Source organism: Chromobacterium sp. Rain0013, assembly GCF_015291765.1.
In the GTDB taxonomy this organism is placed as follows: domain Bacteria; phylum Pseudomonadota; class Gammaproteobacteria; order Burkholderiales; family Chromobacteriaceae; genus Chromobacterium; species Chromobacterium haemolyticum.
This window is the reverse complement of sequence record NZ_CP031514.1, coordinates 3,729,931-3,748,071: the sequence shown is the minus strand read 5'-3', so window position 1 is coordinate 3,748,071 and position 18,141 is coordinate 3,729,931. Positions and strand designations below refer to the sequence as shown.

At 63.5% G+C, this 18,141-nt stretch carries 16 protein-coding genes; 9 read left to right on the top strand and 7 right to left on the bottom strand.

The genetic code is table 11. The features are described 5' to 3' along the window. Positions 1–4 precede the first annotated feature (4 nt). The 9 genes from DXT74_RS17225 (at position 5) to DXT74_RS17185 (ending at position 9,365) form a co-directional block, all read left to right on the top strand. Entirely contained in the window at positions 5–1,339 is a 1,335-nt protein-coding gene (locus tag DXT74_RS17225) for a glutamine synthetase family protein (protein ID WP_019104434.1), read from the top strand. A 138-nt stretch (positions 1,340–1,477) separates the two neighbouring features. Beyond that, positions 1,478–2,860 carry an aspartate aminotransferase family protein gene (locus tag DXT74_RS17220; RefSeq protein WP_043638691.1) on the top strand — a complete coding sequence of 461 codons (1,383 nt, stop codon included), beginning with the start codon at positions 1,478–1,480 and terminating at the stop codon, positions 2,858–2,860. Between the two features lie 293 nt (positions 2,861–3,153). Further along, complete coding sequence (gene motA, locus DXT74_RS17215; RefSeq protein WP_043638687.1) at positions 3,154–4,011, top strand: flagellar motor stator protein MotA; 858 nt, start codon at positions 3,154–3,156, stop codon at positions 4,009–4,011. 14 nt (positions 4,012–4,025) lie between these two features. Further along, the gene (motB, locus tag DXT74_RS17210) at positions 4,026–4,955 is read left to right on the top strand and encodes a flagellar motor protein MotB (RefSeq protein ID WP_043593929.1); all 930 of its coding nucleotides are present in this window, start codon (positions 4,026–4,028) and stop codon (positions 4,953–4,955) included. A 19-nt stretch (positions 4,956–4,974) separates the two neighbouring features. Further along, positions 4,975–5,718: a class I SAM-dependent methyltransferase gene (locus DXT74_RS17205; RefSeq protein WP_231138213.1), complete on the top strand. Its 744-nt coding sequence runs from the start codon at positions 4,975–4,977 to the stop codon at positions 5,716–5,718. Further along, on the top strand, positions 5,705–7,030 hold the full coding sequence (locus DXT74_RS17200) for an HDOD domain-containing protein (RefSeq protein ID WP_194426559.1): 1,326 nt from the start codon (positions 5,705–5,707) through the stop codon (positions 7,028–7,030). The genes DXT74_RS17205 and DXT74_RS17200 overlap by 14 nt, the downstream gene beginning before the upstream one ends. A 5-nt stretch (positions 7,031–7,035) precedes the next feature. Further along, on the top strand, positions 7,036–7,836 hold the full coding sequence (locus tag DXT74_RS17195; protein WP_194426558.1) for an RNA methyltransferase: 801 nt from the start codon (positions 7,036–7,038) through the stop codon (positions 7,834–7,836). Positions 7,837–7,872: 36 nt separating this feature from the next. Next, entirely contained in the window at positions 7,873–8,433 is a 561-nt protein-coding gene (locus DXT74_RS17190) for a DUF2867 domain-containing protein (RefSeq protein WP_196783781.1), read from the top strand. Between the two features lie 110 nt (positions 8,434–8,543). Then, positions 8,544–9,365 (top strand): rhomboid family intramembrane serine protease, encoded by an 822-nt coding sequence (locus DXT74_RS17185; RefSeq protein ID WP_194426557.1) that lies wholly within the window; start codon positions 8,544–8,546, stop codon positions 9,363–9,365. Positions 9,366–9,377: 12 nt separating this feature from the next. On the opposite strand, the gene DXT74_RS17180 is transcribed toward DXT74_RS17185, so the two are convergent. The 7 genes from DXT74_RS17180 to trkA all read right to left on the bottom strand — a co-directional run bounded on the left by DXT74_RS17180 (position 9,378) and on the right by trkA (position 18,089). Further along, on the bottom strand, positions 9,378–10,496 hold the full coding sequence (locus tag DXT74_RS17180; protein WP_194426556.1) for a 2-methylaconitate cis-trans isomerase PrpF family protein: 1,119 nt from the start codon (positions 10,494–10,496) through the stop codon (positions 9,378–9,380). Position 10,497: 1 nt separating this feature from the next. Continuing rightward, positions 10,498–11,721, bottom strand: a complete 1,224-nt coding sequence (locus DXT74_RS17175; protein WP_081556735.1) for a multifunctional CCA addition/repair protein — start codon at positions 11,719–11,721, stop codon at positions 10,498–10,500. Positions 11,722–11,734: 13 nt separating this feature from the next. Next, positions 11,735–12,682: a complex I NDUFA9 subunit family protein gene (locus tag DXT74_RS17170; RefSeq protein ID WP_194426555.1), complete on the bottom strand. Its 948-nt coding sequence runs from the start codon at positions 12,680–12,682 to the stop codon at positions 11,735–11,737. A gap of 204 nt (positions 12,683–12,886) precedes the next feature. After that, a complete protein-coding gene (locus DXT74_RS17165; RefSeq protein ID WP_231138212.1) occupies positions 12,887–14,782 on the bottom strand; it encodes a lytic transglycosylase domain-containing protein in 1,896 nt (631 codons plus the stop codon). 80 nt (positions 14,783–14,862) lie between these two features. Further along, positions 14,863–16,317, bottom strand: a complete 1,455-nt coding sequence (locus tag DXT74_RS17160; protein ID WP_179140827.1) for a TrkH family potassium uptake protein — start codon at positions 16,315–16,317, stop codon at positions 14,863–14,865. 3 nt (positions 16,318–16,320) lie between these two features. Next, positions 16,321–16,713, bottom strand: a complete 393-nt coding sequence (locus tag DXT74_RS17155; RefSeq protein WP_179140828.1) for a VOC family protein — start codon at positions 16,711–16,713, stop codon at positions 16,321–16,323. Between the two features lie 2 nt (positions 16,714–16,715). Continuing rightward, the gene (trkA, locus tag DXT74_RS17150; protein ID WP_194428121.1) at positions 16,716–18,089 is read right to left on the bottom strand and encodes a Trk system potassium transporter TrkA; all 1,374 of its coding nucleotides are present in this window, start codon (positions 18,087–18,089) and stop codon (positions 16,716–16,718) included. Between the last annotated feature and the right edge of the window lie 52 nt (positions 18,090–18,141).

Genomic DNA, 18,141 nt, shown 5'->3' with positions numbered 1-18,141 from the left:
CATCATGACCCATCAGATCAATGAATGGCTGCGAGAGCACCGAATCACTGAAGTCGAGTGTATCGTTCCCGACATGACCGGTGTGGCGCGCGGCAAGATCGTGCCCAAGGACAAATTCGTGTCCGACCCGGAAATGCGCCTGCCCGAAGTCGTGCTGATCCAGACCGTGACCGGGGACTACCCCGACGACAGCATGCTGGACCTGACCGACCCGGACATGGTGCTGGCCCCGGACCCGAACACCCTGCGCTTCGTGCCCTGGGCCGTCGACCCCACCGCGCAATTGATCTATGACTGTCAGCGCGCCGACGGCAGCCCGGTGGACGTGGCGCCGCGCAATGTGCTCAAACGCGTGATCGGCCTGTTTGACGAGATGGGTCTGGAGCCGGTGCTGGCCCCGGAAATGGAGTTCTACCTGCTGTCCCCCAACCCGGACCCGGATATCCCGCTGGCCGCGCCGGTGGGGCGAACCGGCCGCGCCGAGTTCGGCCGCCGTTCTTATTCCATTGATGCGGTCAATGAGTTCGACCCGTTGTTCGAGGACATCTACGATTACTGCCACGCGCAGAATCTGGAAGTGGACACCCTGATTCACGAAGTGGGCACCGCGCAGATGGAAATCAACTTTCTGCACGGCAACCCGCTGGAACTGGCGGACCAGGTGTTCCTGTTCAAGCGCACCGTGCGCGAGGCGGCGTTCCGCCACAATATGTACGCCACTTTCATGGCCAAGCCGATGGAAAACGAGCCGGGCTCGGCCATGCACATGCACCAGAGCCTGGTGGACAAGAACACCGGCCGCAATGTGTTCACCAATGAAGACGGCAGCCCGTCCGACCTGTTCTTCCACTACATCGCCGGCCTGCAGAAATACGTGCCCCAGTCCATGCCGTTGTTTGCGCCGTACGTGAACTCATTCCGCCGTTTGTCGCGCTATACCGCGGCGCCGACCAACGTCGAATGGGGTTACGACAACCGTACCGTGGGGCTGCGCGTGCCGCATTCCTCGCCGGCGGCGCGCCGCATTGAAAACCGCGTGCCCGGCGTGGACGTCAACCCTTATATCGCCATGGCCGCGACGCTGGCCTGCGGCTACCTGGGCATCATCAACAAGCTGCAACCCAGCGAGCCGCGCCAGACCGACGCGTATGAGCTACCTTACCAGTTCCCCAACTCCTCGGAGGAGTCCCTGGAGCAACTGGCTTCCTGCAAGGAAATGGCCGAGGTGCTGGGCGAACGCTTCGTCAGCATGTACGTGGGAATGAAGGAGAAGGAGTTCTCCGAATACTTCCGCGTGATCAGCCCGTGGGAGCGCAAGTTCCTGCTGCTGCACGTGTGATTTAGCTATGACATTGGGTTGATTTGTCCGTTAGAATCAGCCCGGACAGCCAGGATAAGCACTGAAAATACGCCAATGGCGAAGGAGGGGCGGCAGAGAACATCTACGCCCCGTTGGAGAATACTGGAAGGAAGTCCTATGCAGAATCAACAACGCACGACCGAACAATGGCGCCAACTGGATGCCGCGCATCATCTGCATCCGTTTACCGATACCCAATCGTTGAACCAGCAGGGCGCGCGGGTGATGACTCGCAGCGAGGGGATTTACCTGTGGGATTCCGAGGGCAATAAGATCATCGACGGCATGGCCGGCCTGTGGTGCGTCAATATCGGCTACGGCCGCAAGGAACTGTCCGAGGTGGCCAAGAGCCAGATGGACGAACTGCCCTTCTACAACACCTTCTTCAAGACCACCCACCCGGCCGTGGTGGAGCTGTCCCACCTGCTGGCGCAAGTGACGCCGGCCGGCTACGAACATGTGTTCTACACCAACTCCGGCTCCGAGGCGGTGGACACCATGATACGCATGGTGCGCCATTACTGGGACGTCCAAGGCAAGAAGGACAAGAAGACGCTAATTGGCCGCTGGAACGGTTATCACGGCTCCACCATCGGCGGTTCCAGCCTGGGCGGCATGAAGTATATGCACGAGCAGGGCGACCTGCCGATTCCGGGCATGGCCCACGTTGAGCAACCGTGGTGGTACAAATACGGCAAAGATCTGAGCCCGGACGAGTTCGGCGTGGTGGCCGCGCGCTGGGTGGAAGAGAAAATTCTGGAAATCGGTCCGGAAAAAGTGGCCGCTTTCGTGGGCGAACCCATCCAGGGCGCCGGCGGCGTGATCATTCCGCCGGCCACTTACTGGCCGGAAGTGGAGCGCATCTGCCGCAAATACGATGTGCTGTTGGTGGCCGACGAAGTGATCTGCGGCTTTGGCCGCACCGGCGAATGGTTCGGCTTTGAACACTTCGGCTTCCGCCCGGACATTTTCACCACCGCCAAGGGCTTGTCTTCCGGTTATCTGCCCATCGGCGCGGTGTTCGTGGGCGAACGCGTGGCCCAGGGTTTGATCGCCGGCGGCGATTTCAACCACGGCTTCACCTACTCCGGCCACCCTGTGGCCAGCGCGGTGGCGCGCGTCAATATCGAACTCCTGCGCGACGAAGGCATCATCGACCGCGTCAAGAACGAAACCGGTCCCTATATGCAGAAGCGCTGGCGCGAGACCTTTAGCCAGTTCGAGCACGTGGACGATGTGCGCGGCGTCGGCCTGATCCAGGCGTTCACCCTGGTCAAGGACAAGAGCAAGCGCGAGCTGTTCCCGGAGTTCGGCGACGTCGGTCTGATGTGCCGCGACATCTTCTTCAGCAACAACCTGATCATGCGAGCCTGCGGCGACCACATCGTGTCCGCGCCACCGCTGGTGATCAGCAAGGCTGAAATCGATGAAATGCTGGGCGTGGCCGCGCGTTGCATGGAGACATTCGAACGCAAGCTGAAGGACAGCGGCCTTGTCTGAGCCGGGGTCGCGCATGCGCTGGGATCAAGCCGGAGCGGTAAGCTCCGGCTTTTTTCTTGCGGCGCTTGGCGGGCGCTTGCCTGAAAATGACTTTGTCTTAGTGGTTTAAAGGCAGTGTCTCGACTTGGTTTCGTCATTTTTCAGCGCTAGTGAATATCACCCTCCATGTTTTTTGCAGCTGGGAAAGCGGGTTGATACAATTCAATCCGCTTTTTCTATTATGAATAGAATAAAAGTCGTGCTGTAATGGAAATCGCAGCGATCCGAAAAATCACAAAGACAGGACTTGACGCATGTTCGTCGGAATCGGGTACCTCATTATTCTTGGCTCCGTGCTGGGGGGATTCGTCGCTGCGGGTGGGCACCTCGCCGCGTTGATGCAGCCGCTGGAGGTGGTGATGATCGCGGGCGCCGCGCTCGGCGCTTTCGTGGTGGCCAACGGCGGCGCGCCGCTCAAGGCCACGATGAAGGCTTTCCCCACCGTGTTCAAGGGCTCGCCTTACAGCAAGGCCTTTTACATGGAGTTGTTCTCGCTGCTGTTCGAGATTCTGACCAAGGTGCGCAAGGAAGGCCTGATGTCCATCGAGGCCGACGTCGAGAATCCGGAAGCCAGTCCTGTCTTTTCCAAATACACCACCGTTCTGCACGACCACCATGTCGTGGAGTTCATCTGTGACTATCTGCGCCTGATGGTGGGCGGCAACCTCAACGCCTTCGAAATCGAGAACCTGATGGATGTGGAGATCGAAACCCACCATCACGAAGGCGAAGTGCCCGTCAACGCGGTTAAAGGCCTGGCCGACGGCCTGCCGGCCTTTGGTATCGTGGCGGCGGTCATGGGGGTGGTGCACACCATGGAGTCTGTGGGCGCGCCGCCGTCCGAACTGGGGATGCTGATCGCCCACGCGCTGGTGGGCACCTTCCTTGGTATTCTGCTGGCTTACGGCTTTGTCGGCCCGCTGGCCACCATTCTGGAGCACAAACTGGGAGACGGCACCCGGGTGTACCAGACCATCAAGGTGACTATTCTGGCCAGCCTCAACGGCTACGCGCCGCAAGTGGCGGTGGAATTTGGCCGCAAAGTCTTGGCTTCGCATGATCGTCCGTCCTTCAAGGAACTGGAAGATCATGTGAAACAGGCGAAGAAATAAGCGGGGGCGCGATCATGGCTGACGAATCGCAACGGCCCATTATCGTCAAACGCATCAAGAAGGGGGGCCACGGCCACCATGGCGGGGCCTGGAAGATTGCCTACGCCGACTTCGTGACCGCGATGATGGCCTTCTTCCTGCTGATGTGGCTGCTGGGTTCGGCCTCGCAGGGCACGCTGAACGGCATCGCCGAATACTTCAAGACGCCGCTGAAAGTGGCGCTGTCCGGCGGCGCCGGCGCCGGCGACGCCACCTCCGTGATCAAGGGCGGCGGCAACGATTTGACCAAACAGACCGGCCAGGTCAACAAGTCGGGCTCGCCGCAGGACGAGATCATGCGCAAGCAGCAGGAAAAAGTGGCAATGGAGCAGTTGCAGAACAAGATCCAGAGCACGGTGGATCACAGCGAACTGCTCAAGGAGTACAAGAATCAGCTCAAGCTGGAGATCACACCTGACGGGTTGAAGATCCAGATCGTCGATGAGCAGAACCGCTCGATGTTCGACTCCGGCAGCTCGCGCATGCTGCCGCATACTCGCGTGTTGCTGCAGCAACTGGCTAAAGAGCTGAACATGATGCCGAACAAGATCAGCATCTCCGGCCATACCGACGCCAAGCCCTTTGGCAGCGGCCAGGGCGGTTACAGCAACTGGGAACTGTCCGCGGACCGTGCCAACGCGGCGCGGCGCGAACTGGTGGCCGGCGGCCTGCAGGACAACAAGGTGTTGCGCGTGGTGGGCCTGTCTTCGGCCAACCCCTTGGTCAAAACCAATGTGTTCAGCCCGGAAAACCGGCGCATCGCCATCGTGGTGCTGAACAAGGAAGCGGAGAGCAATATCCTCAACGACGGCTACAAGCCGCAGATGAACCAGGAAGTGATCGGCGGGCCCGCGGAAAGCGGGGCCGAGCCAGCCGCCGCGCCGGCGGAAACGCCGGCCAAATAATCCTGATGCGAGCGTTGCCTTGTTGAGCCGCTTGCGTCATCTTGGCCTGCAACTGCTGGCTGCGTTGGCGGCGATGTTTTTCGTCGCGCCCGCCGCCCAGCCCCTGGGTTGGGCGATCCTGCAAGGCCTGTGCGCGGCGGCCTTGGCCATTTTCATGCGTTTGCCCGGCTGGCAGCGCTTGCTGCACGGCTTGTTTGTGCCCGCGCTGGCCTTGATGCATCAGGCGGCCTTGCCGTCCTGGGTGTATTTGCTGGGGTTGGCGCTGACTTTCGCGCTGGGCCGCAACGCCGTGCTGGAGCGTGTGCCCTTGTATCGCTCCTCGGCCCAGGCGGCGGAGCGCCTGGCCGAACTCCTGCCGGGGCGGGCCGCCTTGCTGGAGGCCGGCTGCGGCGACGGCAGGCTGGCGGTCTGGCTGTGCCGGTTGCGGCCGGATCTCCGGGTGAGGGCGCTGGAAAGCGCCTGGGGCAGTTGGCTGTTGGCCCGCGCGCGCTGGTGGTTGGCCCGGCGGCCGCGGCGGTTGGAGTTCTCCTGCCGCAGTTTTTGGCGGGAGCCGTGGGGAGAGTACGATGCGGTCTATGTGTTTCTGTCCCCGGAGCCGATGGCGCGCGTCTGGCGCAAGTTTGTGGCTGAGGGACGGCCCGGCAGCCTGCTGGTCAGCAATACTTTCGCCGTTCCCGATGTCGAACCCGATGAACGCATCCCGCTGGGAGGCGCTTTGCAAACCGAACTACTGATCTGGCGCCACCCTCATGGAGCTTGCTAACTGGATCAAGTCCATCGCCGAACGGCGCTGGCCGATTCTGCCCAATACGCTGGGCGAGCTGAAGGACATCTGCGCTCGCCACAGCGATCTGATCAATTTCACCGACCTTGCCAATCTCTGTTTGTCCGATCCCTTCCTGCTGTTGGACTTGGTCCGGGTGGTGGGCGGTTCGCGCGCCTTGCAACGCAATGAGAGCATCCCCTCGGTGGAGCAGACGCTGCTGCTGATGGGGCTGGAGGCGGTCACCAACCGCTTTGGCCGCGTCGCGGCGCTGGAAGCGGTGCCGGACAAGCTGGACGTGGAGGTGTTGGAGGCCGTGGAGGATTGGCTGGGCCGCTCCCGGGTGGCGGCCTTGCTGATCAAGGAGTGGCTCTCTTTGCAGGGCGATCACAAGGTGGAGGACTGTTTCGTGGCCGCCTTGCTGTACAATCTGCCCGCCTGCTTGTTCATGATGCAGCGCAATCAGTTGCCGGACCGCCCGCTGCTGCAGGAAATGTCCAACGCCTTCGATTGCGATTACGCTCAGGTGCTGGAGCAATTCATCAAGCTGATGCCTTTGCCAACCGGCCTGAACGCCTTGCTGGGGCCGGGCAGCCAGACCAAGCGCCGCCAGTTGCTGCGCCTGGCGATGGCCACCGCCAACTCTTTGGAGCAGGGCACTTGGCGCAGCACCTGGCAGGTGGGGGTGGAGGCCGCGGCCAAGCTGATAGGCTGCGCGCCGTATCTGGCGCATCAGGCGGTGGTGCACGCGGCTTTGTCGGTGGCGCGCCACCCCAGGGCGGTGGGTTATACATACCCGGTGCGCAGCCTGTTGATGCTGGAAGGCGAGTATAAGCGCCCAAGTTTGCAGAAAACCGCCGCTTTGAGCGACGTCGAGCAGATGGAGAAGGCGATACGCGAATCCATCCGCCACCTGGCCAACGACCTCAAGTTCGAGCGGGTACTGTATTACCGCTATGATCAGGACGCGCATGCGTTGAAACTGCGTTATCAGTTGGGCTTGGGCGATAGCCACCCGTTGCGCAAGCTGTCCTTGGGGCTGGAGCCGGGCTCCTTCTTCGCGGTGTTGACCAGCAAGCCGCAAAGTTTTCACGCGCCGGCCTCGGTGCGCCAGCAGTTGGAGCGGCGCTACGAGGATCTGTTTTTCGAGCATGTCGGGGACAATGAATTCGCCCTGATCACCCTGTTTGTCGGGCACGCGCTGTCCGGCGTGTTCTATGTCGACAACGGCCATAGCGGCCAGGCGATCGACGAGGACAGTTATCACCGATTTAAGGATTTAGTGGCGCGCCTGACCCTGCTGCCGCAATAGGACACATGTCGTACATCAGCAAAACCATCACCTCCGCCCATAACGACGAAATCAAGCAATTGGCGCGCTTGGCGCAGAGCCCGCGCGAACGCCGCAAGCAACAAGCGATGTTGCTGGAGGGCATTCATCTGACCGAGTCCTGTCTGGACGCCGGCATCGTGCCCGAGCGGGTGTATCTCAACGAGGTGGCGGCAGCGCATCCGGAGGTACAAGCCTTGTTGCGGCGTCTGAGCGCGCCGACTGTCGTGATCACGGTGCCGGAAACCGTGCTCGCCAAGGCCACGGCACTGGCTACCGCCGGGGAGTTGCTGGCCTTGTGCCCACGGCCGCAGCCGCGCCCCAGCCCGGCGGGCGCGTCCCGGGTGATGCTGGAGGATATACAGGACCCGGGCAATCTGGGCACCATCTTGCGCTGCGCGGCCGCGGCGGGGGTCCGCGATGTGGTGCTCTCCAAGGGCTGCGTCGATGTGTATTCGCCCAAGGTGCTTCGCGCCGGCATGGGCGCGCACTTCGTGTTGAACATCCATGAACAAGTCGATTTGTGCGCGGAGCTGGCGCGCTACGACGGCCGCAAGCTAGTGACTCATCTGGAGGGCTCCACCTCGCTGTACGCGCAGGATTTGCGCGGGCCGGTGGCTTTCGTGTTTGGCAACGAGGGCGCCGGCGTCAGCGCCGAGGCGCTGGCCCTGGCCGATGCGCGGGTGAGGATTCCGATGCCGGGCCATGCGGAATCGCTGAATGTGGCGATGGCGGCGACGGTGTGCTTATTCGAGCGGGTACGGCAGCTGGAAGTGGCGGCCGGTTGAGCCGCACCCTCCGCCGCTAGAAATAGAGAGGGACGTGTGGAGCGTTTTGCGTTGGCGGAGCGGATTCTGCCGAGCTATCAGTATGTTGAAACCCACTCCCGGATTTTGCCGGCGGTGTCGGGTTCGGTGTTGGACGCGGTGCAGCGCATTGCGCCGGCGGACGATCCCTGGGCGCGGCGCTTCATGGCGCTGCGCGAGCTGCCCGGCCGCCTGAGCGGCGCCTTGCCCGGCAACCGGCCGCCGTTCGGCATGCACAGTTTCACGCCGCTGGCGCGCGACGGCGATAGGGAATTGACGCTGGGTCTGGCGGGTGCGTTCTGGCGCGCGGACTTCGGTCTGCGCGAGACCGGCGGCCTTGAGGATTTCATGGCTTTGAACGAGCCGGGCGTGGCCCGGCTGTTGTTGAGTTTCCATTGCGAAACCGTCGCAGAGGGTGTTCGCCTATCGACTCAAACCCGCGTGCATTGCCCCGACGCGGCCACCCGTTTGCGGTTTGCTCCCTACTGGTATTTGATCCGGCCGGTTAGCGGCCTGATCCGTCTGCGCATGCTGCGGCAGGTGGAGCGGGAGTTGTTGCGCGGCGAGGCAATGGCTTGAGTCTTCGCGTATGAATATTGAGTAGCGATTGGTTTTTATTTTGGCTGGTTTGCTTTATCATGCGTCGGTGATATTTAAACGGCAAATTGAAAGACGGGAAACCAGTACATATGAATGAATCCGCGCTTGACTCTTCCGCATCCCGCCTTGGCGGGCTGTCCTCTCTTGTGCAGCAACAATGGGTCACTATCGCCCTAGTCCTCGCCAACCTGATGGTATACATCTGGATGGGCGCTTCTGGCGTCTCCTGGACCGAGCCCGACCCCGAGCACTTGGTGAGCTGGGGCGCCAATTTGGCGCCGTTCACTTTGAGCGGCGATAGCTGGCGGCTGTTGAGCAGCATGTTCGTGCATGGCGGGGCCATGCATTTGTTGCTCAATATGTATATGTTGCTGCTGATTGGCCCCTTGGCGCAAAAGCGCTTTGGCGGTGTTGGTTTCCTGGCGATTTATCTTTCCGCCGGCTTGGCGGCGGGCCTGGTCAGCGCTTGGTGGTACGGCACGCATCCGGTGACCAATCTGCTGATGCAGAGCAGCATCCGCCTGGTGGCCAGCGTGGGCGCGTCCGGCGCCCTGATGGGCCTAGCCGGCGCCTTGTGCGTGGCCGGCCTCAGCGACGCCGACATGGGCGGTTCGCAGGGCAAGGCCTTGGCGCAAGTGGTGCTGCTGAATCTGGGCATGGGCTTCATGGTGTCCGGCGTGGACCAGGCCTGCCATATCGGTGGCTTGTTGGCCGGCCTGCCGCTGGGCGTGCTGGGCTGGTTGGACCGATTGAAGCGGCGTCCGCTGCAACGGTTGTTGATGTTCATCGCGCTGGCCGGGGCGGCGGCGCTTGGCGCGCATCAGGCGAGCCTAGCGTTGGGTTCCGAAGATTTGAGCGAGCTGGCGGCGCAGTTGCGTCAACAGCAGGCCGCCGAGCCCGCGCAGCCTTGACGCTGCAAGCCGCTAATCCATCGGAATGTAAACTTCGCCGCGCATCAGCGGCCTGGCGGTGCGGGTCATCACCACCTCGCTGATGGTCCAGCCGTATTCGGCGGAGTGGCCCAGCACCGCTTCCACGGTTTGCTTGCCGCTGGCGTGGCTGAAGGTCAGCGGCATGCCGCGCACCGGCGCGCCGGCCAATTGCTGAGGCAGCGTGCCCTCGGTGGAGCAGGCGCAAGCCAGCGCGATGGCGCCGGTGCCGGTGAAGGCGTGGTGCAGCGAGCGGCCGGAGGTCAGGATGCGGGCGTTGATCTGGCAATCCTCGTCCCGGCTTTCCGACAGCAGGCTGATTCGCGGCGAGCCCGGCCGTTCGCGCCGGGCGGCGAAGATGTCGGGGGCCAAGCCCATGACCACGGCGGCGATTTCCCGCGCCCATTCCAGCCGGTGGCGCGCGGTTTCCTGCAGGGCAGCCATTTCCTCATCGCCCTTGAGGCCGAAATCCCGGGCCCGAACGAATACTGTGGGGTTTCCGGCATCCACCAGGGTGGCTTCCACTCGGCTGCCGTCCGGCAGCGCCAGTTCGTCCACCAGCTTGCCGGTGGGGTAGAGTTCGCCGGAACTGCCGCCGGCAGGGTCCAGGAAACGCAGCCGGATCGGCGCGCCGGGAAAGGCGACGCCGTCGATGTGGTAGTCGCCCTGCCAGACGGGCTGGCCGTGCATGATTTCCAGTTCCGCGATGATGCGCTTGCCAACATTGGCCTGCCAGATGCCGATGGAGGCCACGCCGTCGCGCGGCTCCACCAGTTTTTCCATGACCGCGAACAGCGGCACCGCGGCGCTGAGGTTGCCGCAGTTGCCGGACCAGTCTATCAAGGCGTGTTCTATCGACACATGGCCGAACAGGCAATCGACGTCGCAGTCTTCGCGCCGCGACGGGCTGAGGATCATCACCTTGCTGGTGCTGGCCCGGCCGGTGCCCAGGCCGTCTATCTGCTTGCCGTGCGGGTCCGGGCTGCCAATGGCGCGCAACAACATGCGTTCCCAGGTTGAGGTATCCTCGGGCAGCACGTCGGCGCGGATGAACAGACCCTTGCTGGTGCCGCCGCGCATCAGCGTGGACGGCAGGCGATAGATCGAGGCCATGTCAGTGCGTCTCCAGTTGCTCCTTGCGGACGGCGATGGCGCGGGTCCGGGCGCGGTCTATCGCTTCCGGAAGGGTGCGCTTGTCTTCCCACTGACGGGCGATGCCGCCGGCATCCACCGCCAGCGCCGCGTCCAGCAGCGCGGACAGATAGTCCGCCTGCGGATAGGGCCGGTCGTGAAAACCCAAGCGTCCGCGCGCGTCCGCGCGGCAGGCGTCCAGCATCAGCAAGAAGCGCTCCGGCCGCCGCAAGGCGTCGGTTTGCTTGAACAATCGTAGTATTGTGCTTGGCTTTAATTCGAAAGCACAGTGTACTTTGGTATGGCTCAATAGCGTGATGCGCGCCAGGTCGCGGCAGTCCGCCGGCACGCGCAAGCGCTGGCATAAGGCCAGCAGCGGCGCTTCGCCGGCGGCCTCATGGCCGATGTGGCGCGGCAGCACCTCCGCCGGCGTCAGCGCCTTGCCCAGGTCGTGGGTCAGCGCGGCGAAGCGCGCCGTTAGCGGCAGTCCTTCGGCGGCGGCGCAGTCGAGCACCCGCATCACGTGGTCGCCGGTGTCTATCTCCGGATGATGGTCGGCGCGTTGCGGCACGCCAAAGAGTGCGTCCACTTCCGGCAGCACGCGGGCAAGGGCGCCGCAGGCGCGCAGGGCCAGGAACATGCGCGATGGCCGCTCCTCCATCAAACCCTTGGCTAATTCCTGCCATACCCGCTCCGCCACCAGGGCGTCGGCTTCGCCGTCCGCCACCATTTTCCGCATCAGCGCCATGGTGTCGTCGGCCACGGTGAAGCCGAAACGGGCGGCGAAACGCGCCAGCCGTAAAATACGCACCGGGTCTTCGGCGAAGGCGGGGCTGACGTGGCGCAAAACGCCGGCTTCGAGGTCGCGCCGGCCGTGGTAGGGGTCGATCAGGCTGCCGTCCGGGGCTTCGGCGATGGCGTTGATGGTCAGGTCGCGCCGCGCCAGGTCCTGCTCCAGCGTCACGTCCGGCGCGGCGTAGACGGCGAAGCCGTGGTAGCCCTTGCCGGTTTTACGTTCGGTGCGGGCCAATGCGTATTCTTCGTGGGTGTCCGGGTGCAGGAACACCGGGAAGTCCTTGCCCACCGGTTTGTAGCCCAGCGCCAGCATTTCTTGCGGACTGGCGCCCACCACCACCCAGTCACGGTCTTTTACCGGTAGTTTCAGCAGGCGGTCGCGCACGGCACCGCCGACGATATAGCATTGCATTGATTCTTTCCGTTCAGCGCGCAATCTGGCGGCGGTAGGCGGACATTGTCAGATTGAATTCATCGCTGCCCAGCAAGCCCGGCGCCAAGGCTTCCAGGGCGGTGGGGCTGAAGCCCAGCAACGCGGAGGGGAAGGGTTGATCGCTGATGTTGTCCACGCTTAGCGAGCGCACATTGTCGCGGCTGATCAGCGTAGGTCCGGGCAGGCATTCCATTAACGCGGCCTGCAGCATGGCCAGGCTTTGCGGCAGCGCGATCACCGGCCGCGGCTTGCCGATGTGGCGGCCCACCAGGCTCACCAGTTCCGCCAGCGTGTAGACGCCGGGGCCGGCCAAGTCCAGGTTCTGGCCGATGGCGGCGCGGCGCGACAGGCTGGCCTCCACCGCATGGGCCACGTCGCCGGCCCAGATCGGCGCGAAGCGCGTATGCGCGCCGGCCAGCGGCAGAAAGGGCGCTTTGCGCAGCAGGCTGGCGAACATATTGAGGAAGCTGTCGCCATGGCCGAACACCACCGACGGCCGCAGTATGGTCCACTCCAGGCCGCTCTCGCGCACGCGGGCCTCGGCGCGGCCCTTGCTTTGCTGGTACAGGCTGGGGCCGCGTTCATCGGCGCCCAGCGCGCTGATATGGATCAGCCGGCGCACGCCCAGGCTTTGGCAGGCCGCGATGACTTTTTCGGTCAATTGCACATGGGCTTTGTCGAACTGCGCGGCGTTGCCGTGCAGGATGCCCACCATATTGATCACCGCGTCGTGGCCGGAAATCAATGATTTCAGCGCTTCCGGGTGGTGAATGTCCGCCTCCACCAGCTGCGCGCCGGGCAGTACCAGCAGCGAGGCCTTGGCGCGTTCGCGCCGGCGGGTGGCGATAGTCAGTTGGCAGCCTTGTTCGGTCAGGCGTTCCGCGATGTAGCTGCCGATGAAGCCGCTGCCGCCGATGATGCAGATGCGTTGATACGTCATGGGTTCCCTTTCTTCGTGCCTGTTCAAAGCCCGCTGCGCGTCGGCGATACGGCGTTAAAAAACGATTTCGAAAAGCTCATACAGCGCATGTAGATTTCGCTTTCTCAATGGTTTCGCCTTGTCTCGTTCTAGCTCGCTAGCCTTTGAACAGGCTCTTTATGGTGCTTGTGGGAGAGGGCGCCGCCCTTGGGGCGGCGCAGGTTTTCAGCGCGCCGGCACCACGCCCATGCGGTTCTTCAAGGAGATGTTGGCGTGGCCGAAGGTGCTGGAGTAGTAAGCGGCGTTGGCCATCACCTTCTGCACGTAGTCGCGGGTCTCGGTGAAGGGGATGGTTTCCGCGTAGATGGTGCCGTCCAGCGTACGGTCCGCTTGCCAGGCGCGCGCGCGGCCGGGGCCGGCGTTGTAGGCGGCGGTGGCCATCACTTCGTTGCTGGACAGGCTGTCCAGCACATAGCGCAAATACCAGGTGCCCAGTTGCACATTGGTTTCGATGTCGTTGACCGCGTACTGGCCCAGGCCGATTTTTTTGGCCACCCATTTGGCGGTGGCCGGCATCAGTTGCATCAGGCCGGATGCGCCGACGCCGGAGCGCGCCATGGTGATGAAGCGGCTTTCCTGGCGGATCAGTCCGTAGACCCAGGCGTCGTCGATATCCAACTGTTTGGCGTAACGCTGGGTGACATCGCGGTAGGGCGTCAGATAGCGCAGCGAATAATCGTGTTCTTCCTTGGTGCGCTCGGCGCTGTAGATGGCCATGTCGTAGAAGCTGGCGCGGCGGCCCACTTCGGCGGCGGCCAGCAGTTCGATGTCGCTGCGGTTGCGCATCGCCCAGCGCCATTCGCGCTGCGCGTCGGCGCGGAATTCAGGCTTGACGTGGCGTTCGGCCAGCTCCAGCAGCGCCAGCGCGCGCTTGACCGCCGGTTCCTCGCTCATCTGCTTGATGTCGTCCTTGCTGGGGCCGCTCTTGCTGGCCGGGGTGGACAGGCTGTTGCCTAGCTCTTCCAGCGAAAGCAGCGCGTAGTAGTTGTGGCCTACGCTGGCCTGGCTGAACAGCGGCGTGGCTTCGTTCTGCCGGGCCAGCTGTTGCAGCGAGCGGCCGCGCCAGTAGCGCCAGGCCGGCTTGGCGCCGACGTTGGCCGGCATGGAGCGGATGATTTTCTCCAGCTGGGTCCATTGCTCCAGACGCAGGGCGGAGCGCGCCCACCATTCCCATTGTTCGGCGGTCAGTTGATCGGCGTCGGCTTTGTCGAACCATTGCAGCGCCTGAGCCGCCTGCTGTTTGCGTGCCGACAGCAGCGCCAGCTGGCCCCAGGCGAAGCCGGCGCGCTCCTTGCTTAAGGATTTTTCGTGTTCGAGCAGCTTGCCCAGGCCGTTGCTGATATTGGCCTTGCCCTTGATTACGATGTCGTAGACGGCCGCTTCCTGACCGCCGGGGGTGGACAGGTCGGCGGTGGCGGGTTTGCTGAGCGCGGCATTGTCCAGCGGCAAGCCGGTATTGGAAGCCAGCTGGCGGGCCTGGCTCAGGTAGTTGCCGGCCAGCAGCAGGCGAGCGCGTTGCCACAGCCAGTCCCGTTTCAGGACGCCGCGCCGCGCCGCCTCGGCGATCAGGCGGTTGCAGCCCTCAGGCAGCGGCCGGCTTTCCAGGAAACGGTCCAGGTCGGTGGGCGTCTTGCCCTGATTGAGTTCGTTGAGCTGGCCGTAACAGCTGGATTCTTCGTCACGGCCTTCCGGCGGCAGTTTTTTCCATTCCGCGGCGAAGCGGCTCCAGCTTTCGCGAGCTGCCAGCTTTTTCAGCCATTCGTTGCGCACGCGCTCGGGCATCAGGCCTTCGTCCACGCGGGCCAGAAAGTTTTGGGCCGGGCCGTCGTCGTCGCTGTCCAGCGCCTTGAGCGCCAGCCAGTAGGCCGGGTAGTCCTTCAGCGGGTAGTTGGACGGCATGCCGCCCGCCAGGCTGGCCAGCTGCCCCAGCTTGTTGCCGCGAAAGGCGTCGCGGGCGGCGATCAGTTCGTCGTCGGCGCCCGCAAAGGCGGGCAGGGCGGCCGTCAGCGCCAGGCTGAGGGCGAGCATGCGGCTTGGGGCGGTGAATGTCATAGGGTTCATGATCCGGTTTCGTCTTTATTATCCGGCGCTGAGCGCCGCTTTGGTTCAGACCCGCGCGCGGCGGGTAAATTCTTCGCGTCCTATTTGCGCCAGAAGGCCGGCGTGAACAGGATCAGCAGGGTAAACACTTCCAGCCGGCCCAACAGCATGGCCAGGCTGCAAATCCATATTTGAAAGTCGGACAGCGACGCATAGTTCGACGCCGGGCCGACCACGCCGAGCCCTGGCCCGGCGTTGTTGATCGAGGCGATCACCGCGGTGAAGGCGCTGAGAAAATCCAGGCCGCTGGCGATCAGCGCGAAGCTTAATATCACTATGCACATGCAGTAGACAAATATGAAGCCCATTACCGACAGCATGACGTCTTGCGGCACCACTTTGCCGCCGATTTTCACCGGCCGCACCGCTGCCGGGTGCAGCAGCCGCGTCATTTCGTTGATGCTCTGCTTGCTCAGCATCAGGGTGCGAACCATCTTGATGCCGCCGCCGGTGGAGCCGGAGCAGGCGGTGATGCTGGACAGGAACAGCATCCACAAAGGCACGAAGATGGGCCAGCGCGCGTAGTCCACGCTGGCGAAGCCGCTGTCGGTGGCGATGGAGATCAGGTTGAAGCTGACGTGGCGCAACGCGGTGGGGAAGTCGTAGACATGGTGGGCCCACAGGTAGACGCTCATCGCCAGGATGCTGCCCAGCAGCAGCCACAGCATGGCCTTGGCTTCCGGGTCGCGCAGGTAGGCGCGTAGCGAGCGCTGGCGCAGCGCCAGGAAGTGGGTGGCGAAGTTCATCGCGCCGACTATCATGCCGAAGCTCAGGATCAGTTCCACCGGCAGCGAGTCGAAGGCGCCGACGCTACTGTCGCGGGTGGAAAAGCCGCCCAGCGACAGCGCGGCGAAGGCGTGGCACACCGCGTCCAGCCAGCTCAGGCCGGCGGCTTTCAGCGCCAACGCCACCGCCAGCGTCCAGCCGCTGTAGACCAGCCACAGGTTCTTGGCGGTTTCGGTGATGCGCGGCGCCAGCTTGCTGTCTTTCATCGGCCCCGGCGTTTCCGCCTTGTACAGCTGCATGCCGCCGATGCCGAGAATGGGCAGTATCGCCACCGCCAGCACGATGATGCCCATGCCGCCCATCCAATTGAGGAAATGGCGCCAGAAGTTGAGCGATGCCGGCAGGGTGTCCAGGCCGCTGATTACCGTGGAGCCGGTGGTGGTGAGGCCGGACATCGCTTCGAAGAACGCATGGCTGAACGGCATGTCCGGACGCGCCAGCATGAAGGGAAAGGAGGCGGTAATGGCAAACCCCACCCACAGCGTTGTCACCAGAATGAAGCCGTCGCGAGGCTTCAGTTCTCGCTGGTAACGCCGGGTGGCGGACCACAGCGTCAGGCCGATGGCCAGCCCGGCCACGGCGGCGGTGACGAAGGTGTCCAGCGCGCCGTCGCGGTACAAGATGGAGACCAGCGCCGGCGCGAGGAAGGTGCAGGAAAACAGCATGATCAGCTTGGACAGCACGTAGAGGATGGCGAGTATCTTGCGCATGTCTCAGTCCCGCGGCTGATAGAACTCGAGCGGCAAGCCGTCCGGATCGGCGCAGAAGAAAAAGCGAGCGCCGGTGTATTCGTCCACGCGGATATCCTCCACCGCCACGCCTTCGGCCAGCAGGTTTTGGCGACAGGAGGCGATGTCGGAGCAGGCGAAGGCCAGGTGGCGCAGGCCGCAGGCTTCCGGCCGCGTGGGGCGAGGCGGCGGAGACGGAAAGCTGAAAAGCTCCAGCTGGCCGCCGCCCGGTATCGCCAGGTCCAGCTTCCAGGACTGGCGCTCCGCTCGCCAGTGCTCGGCCAGCACTGGCAGGCCCAGTATGCGGTGGTAGAAGTCGCGCGAGCGGGCGTAGTCTGAGGCGATGATCGCCACGTGGTGCAAGCCGGTGAGGTGCATGGTCACAGAAAGCCCAGTTTGACCTGAATGAGTTTTTCCACCTGGCGGATCACCCGGCGGCGCGATAGGAAGATGATCAGATGGTCGCCGTTTTCCACCGTCAGATCGTGATGCGCCATCAGCACCTGTTCGCCGCGGATGGCCGCCACGATGTGGCTGCCGTGGGGCATGTCGATTTGATCGATGCGGCGGCCGGTCAGCCTTGATTGTTGCGCGTCGCCGTGGATGATGACCTCCATCGCCTCGGACGCGCCGCGGCGCAGCGGATGCACCGCCTCCACGTCGCCCTGGCGGATATGGGCCAGGATGGAGCCGATGGTGGACAGGTGGGGAGAAATCACAATGTCGATGCGATGGCCTTCCAGCAGGTCCACATAGCTAGTGCGGTTGACCAGCGCCACCACCCGTCGCGCGCCCATGCGCTTGGCCAGCAGCGTGGACATGATGTTGTCTTCGTCGTCGTTGGTCAGCGCGCAGAACACGTCCATCTCGTCCACGTTCTCGGCGTCCAGCAGCTCTTCGTCGGTGGCTTCTCCGCGCAGCACCAGCGCGTGCTCCAGCCGTTCCGCCAGCCACTGAGCGCGCTCCGGCCGCGTCTCTATCACTTTGACGCTGAAATCGTTTTCCAGCAGTTTGGCGAGCCGGTAGCCGATGTTGCCGCCGCCGGCGATCATGATGCGTCGCAAGGGCCGCTCGCTGAAGCGCAGCTCCTTGAGCATCGCCTGCACGTGTTCGCGCGCTGCGACGAAGAACACCTCGTCGCCTTCCTCCAGCACGGTGTCGCCGTCCGGCACCAGAAGTTTGTCCCGGCGGTGGACGGCGCAGACGCGGCAATCCGCGTCCGGCATGTGTTCGCGGATATTGCGCAGCGGCATGCCCAGCAGCCGTCCGCCGGAGTGGGCGCGCGACACCACCAGCTGCAGCTTGCCGTCGGCGAAGTCCAGCACTTGCAGCGCGCCGGGGTAGGCGAACAGCTGATAGATGTGGTCGGTGACGATCTGTTCCGGACAGATGGCGGACTCGATGCCGAAATGGGCGAGCGGGTCGCCGTGCTCGGACGCCAAGTAGTCGCTGGAGCGGATGCGGGCGATGCGGGTGGGGATGTTGAAACAGGCTTCGGCCATCTTGCAGGCCACCAGATTGGTTTCATCGTCGCGGGTCAGCGCCAGCACCATGTCGCTGTCCGCCGCGCCGGCCTCGGCCAGCACCTGCGGGTGAGCGGCGTTGCCGGCCACGGTGCGGATGTCCAGCCTGTCCTGCAGCTGCTTGAGCCGCGCGGCATTTTGATCCACCACCGTGATGTCGTTGTTTTCCGAAAGCAGGTTCTCCGCCACATTGGCGCCGACCTGTCCGCCGCCGAGAATCAGAATCTTCACCGCGTTGGCCTGATTGTTGGTTTGTTTATGCAATTTTAACGGTTAGTGAGGC

Bases quoted from the DNA above. Each gene is read 5' to 3' on its own strand.
- DXT74_RS17195 (WP_194426558.1), top strand. From the start codon at position 7,036: ATGTCGTACATCAGCAAAACCATCACCTCCGCCCATAACGACGAAATC.
- DXT74_RS17165 (WP_231138212.1), bottom strand. From the start codon at position 14,782: ATGAACCCTATGACATTCACCGCCCCAAGCCGCATGCTCGCCCTCAGC.
- motA (WP_043638687.1), top strand. From the start codon at position 3,154: ATGTTCGTCGGAATCGGGTACCTCATTATTCTTGGCTCCGTGCTGGGG.
- DXT74_RS17225 (WP_019104434.1), top strand. From the start codon at position 5: ATGACCCATCAGATCAATGAATGGCTGCGAGAGCACCGAATCACTGAA.
- DXT74_RS17220 (WP_043638691.1), top strand. From the start codon at position 1,478: ATGCAGAATCAACAACGCACGACCGAACAATGGCGCCAACTGGATGCC.
- DXT74_RS17185 (WP_194426557.1), top strand. From the start codon at position 8,544: ATGAATGAATCCGCGCTTGACTCTTCCGCATCCCGCCTTGGCGGGCTG.
- DXT74_RS17155 (WP_179140828.1), bottom strand. From the start codon at position 16,713: ATGCACCTCACCGGCTTGCACCACGTGGCGATCATCGCCTCAGACTAC.
- DXT74_RS17170 (WP_194426555.1), bottom strand. From the start codon at position 12,682: ATGACGTATCAACGCATCTGCATCATCGGCGGCAGCGGCTTCATCGGC.
- DXT74_RS17180 (WP_194426556.1), bottom strand. From the start codon at position 10,496: ATGGCCTCGATCTATCGCCTGCCGTCCACGCTGATGCGCGGCGGCACC.
- DXT74_RS17160 (WP_179140827.1), bottom strand. From the start codon at position 16,317: ATGCGCAAGATACTCGCCATCCTCTACGTGCTGTCCAAGCTGATCATG.
- DXT74_RS17175 (WP_081556735.1), bottom strand. From the start codon at position 11,721: ATGCAATGCTATATCGTCGGCGGTGCCGTGCGCGACCGCCTGCTGAAA.
- DXT74_RS17200 (WP_194426559.1), top strand. From the start codon at position 5,705: ATGGAGCTTGCTAACTGGATCAAGTCCATCGCCGAACGGCGCTGGCCG.
- motB (WP_043593929.1), top strand. From the start codon at position 4,026: ATGGCTGACGAATCGCAACGGCCCATTATCGTCAAACGCATCAAGAAG.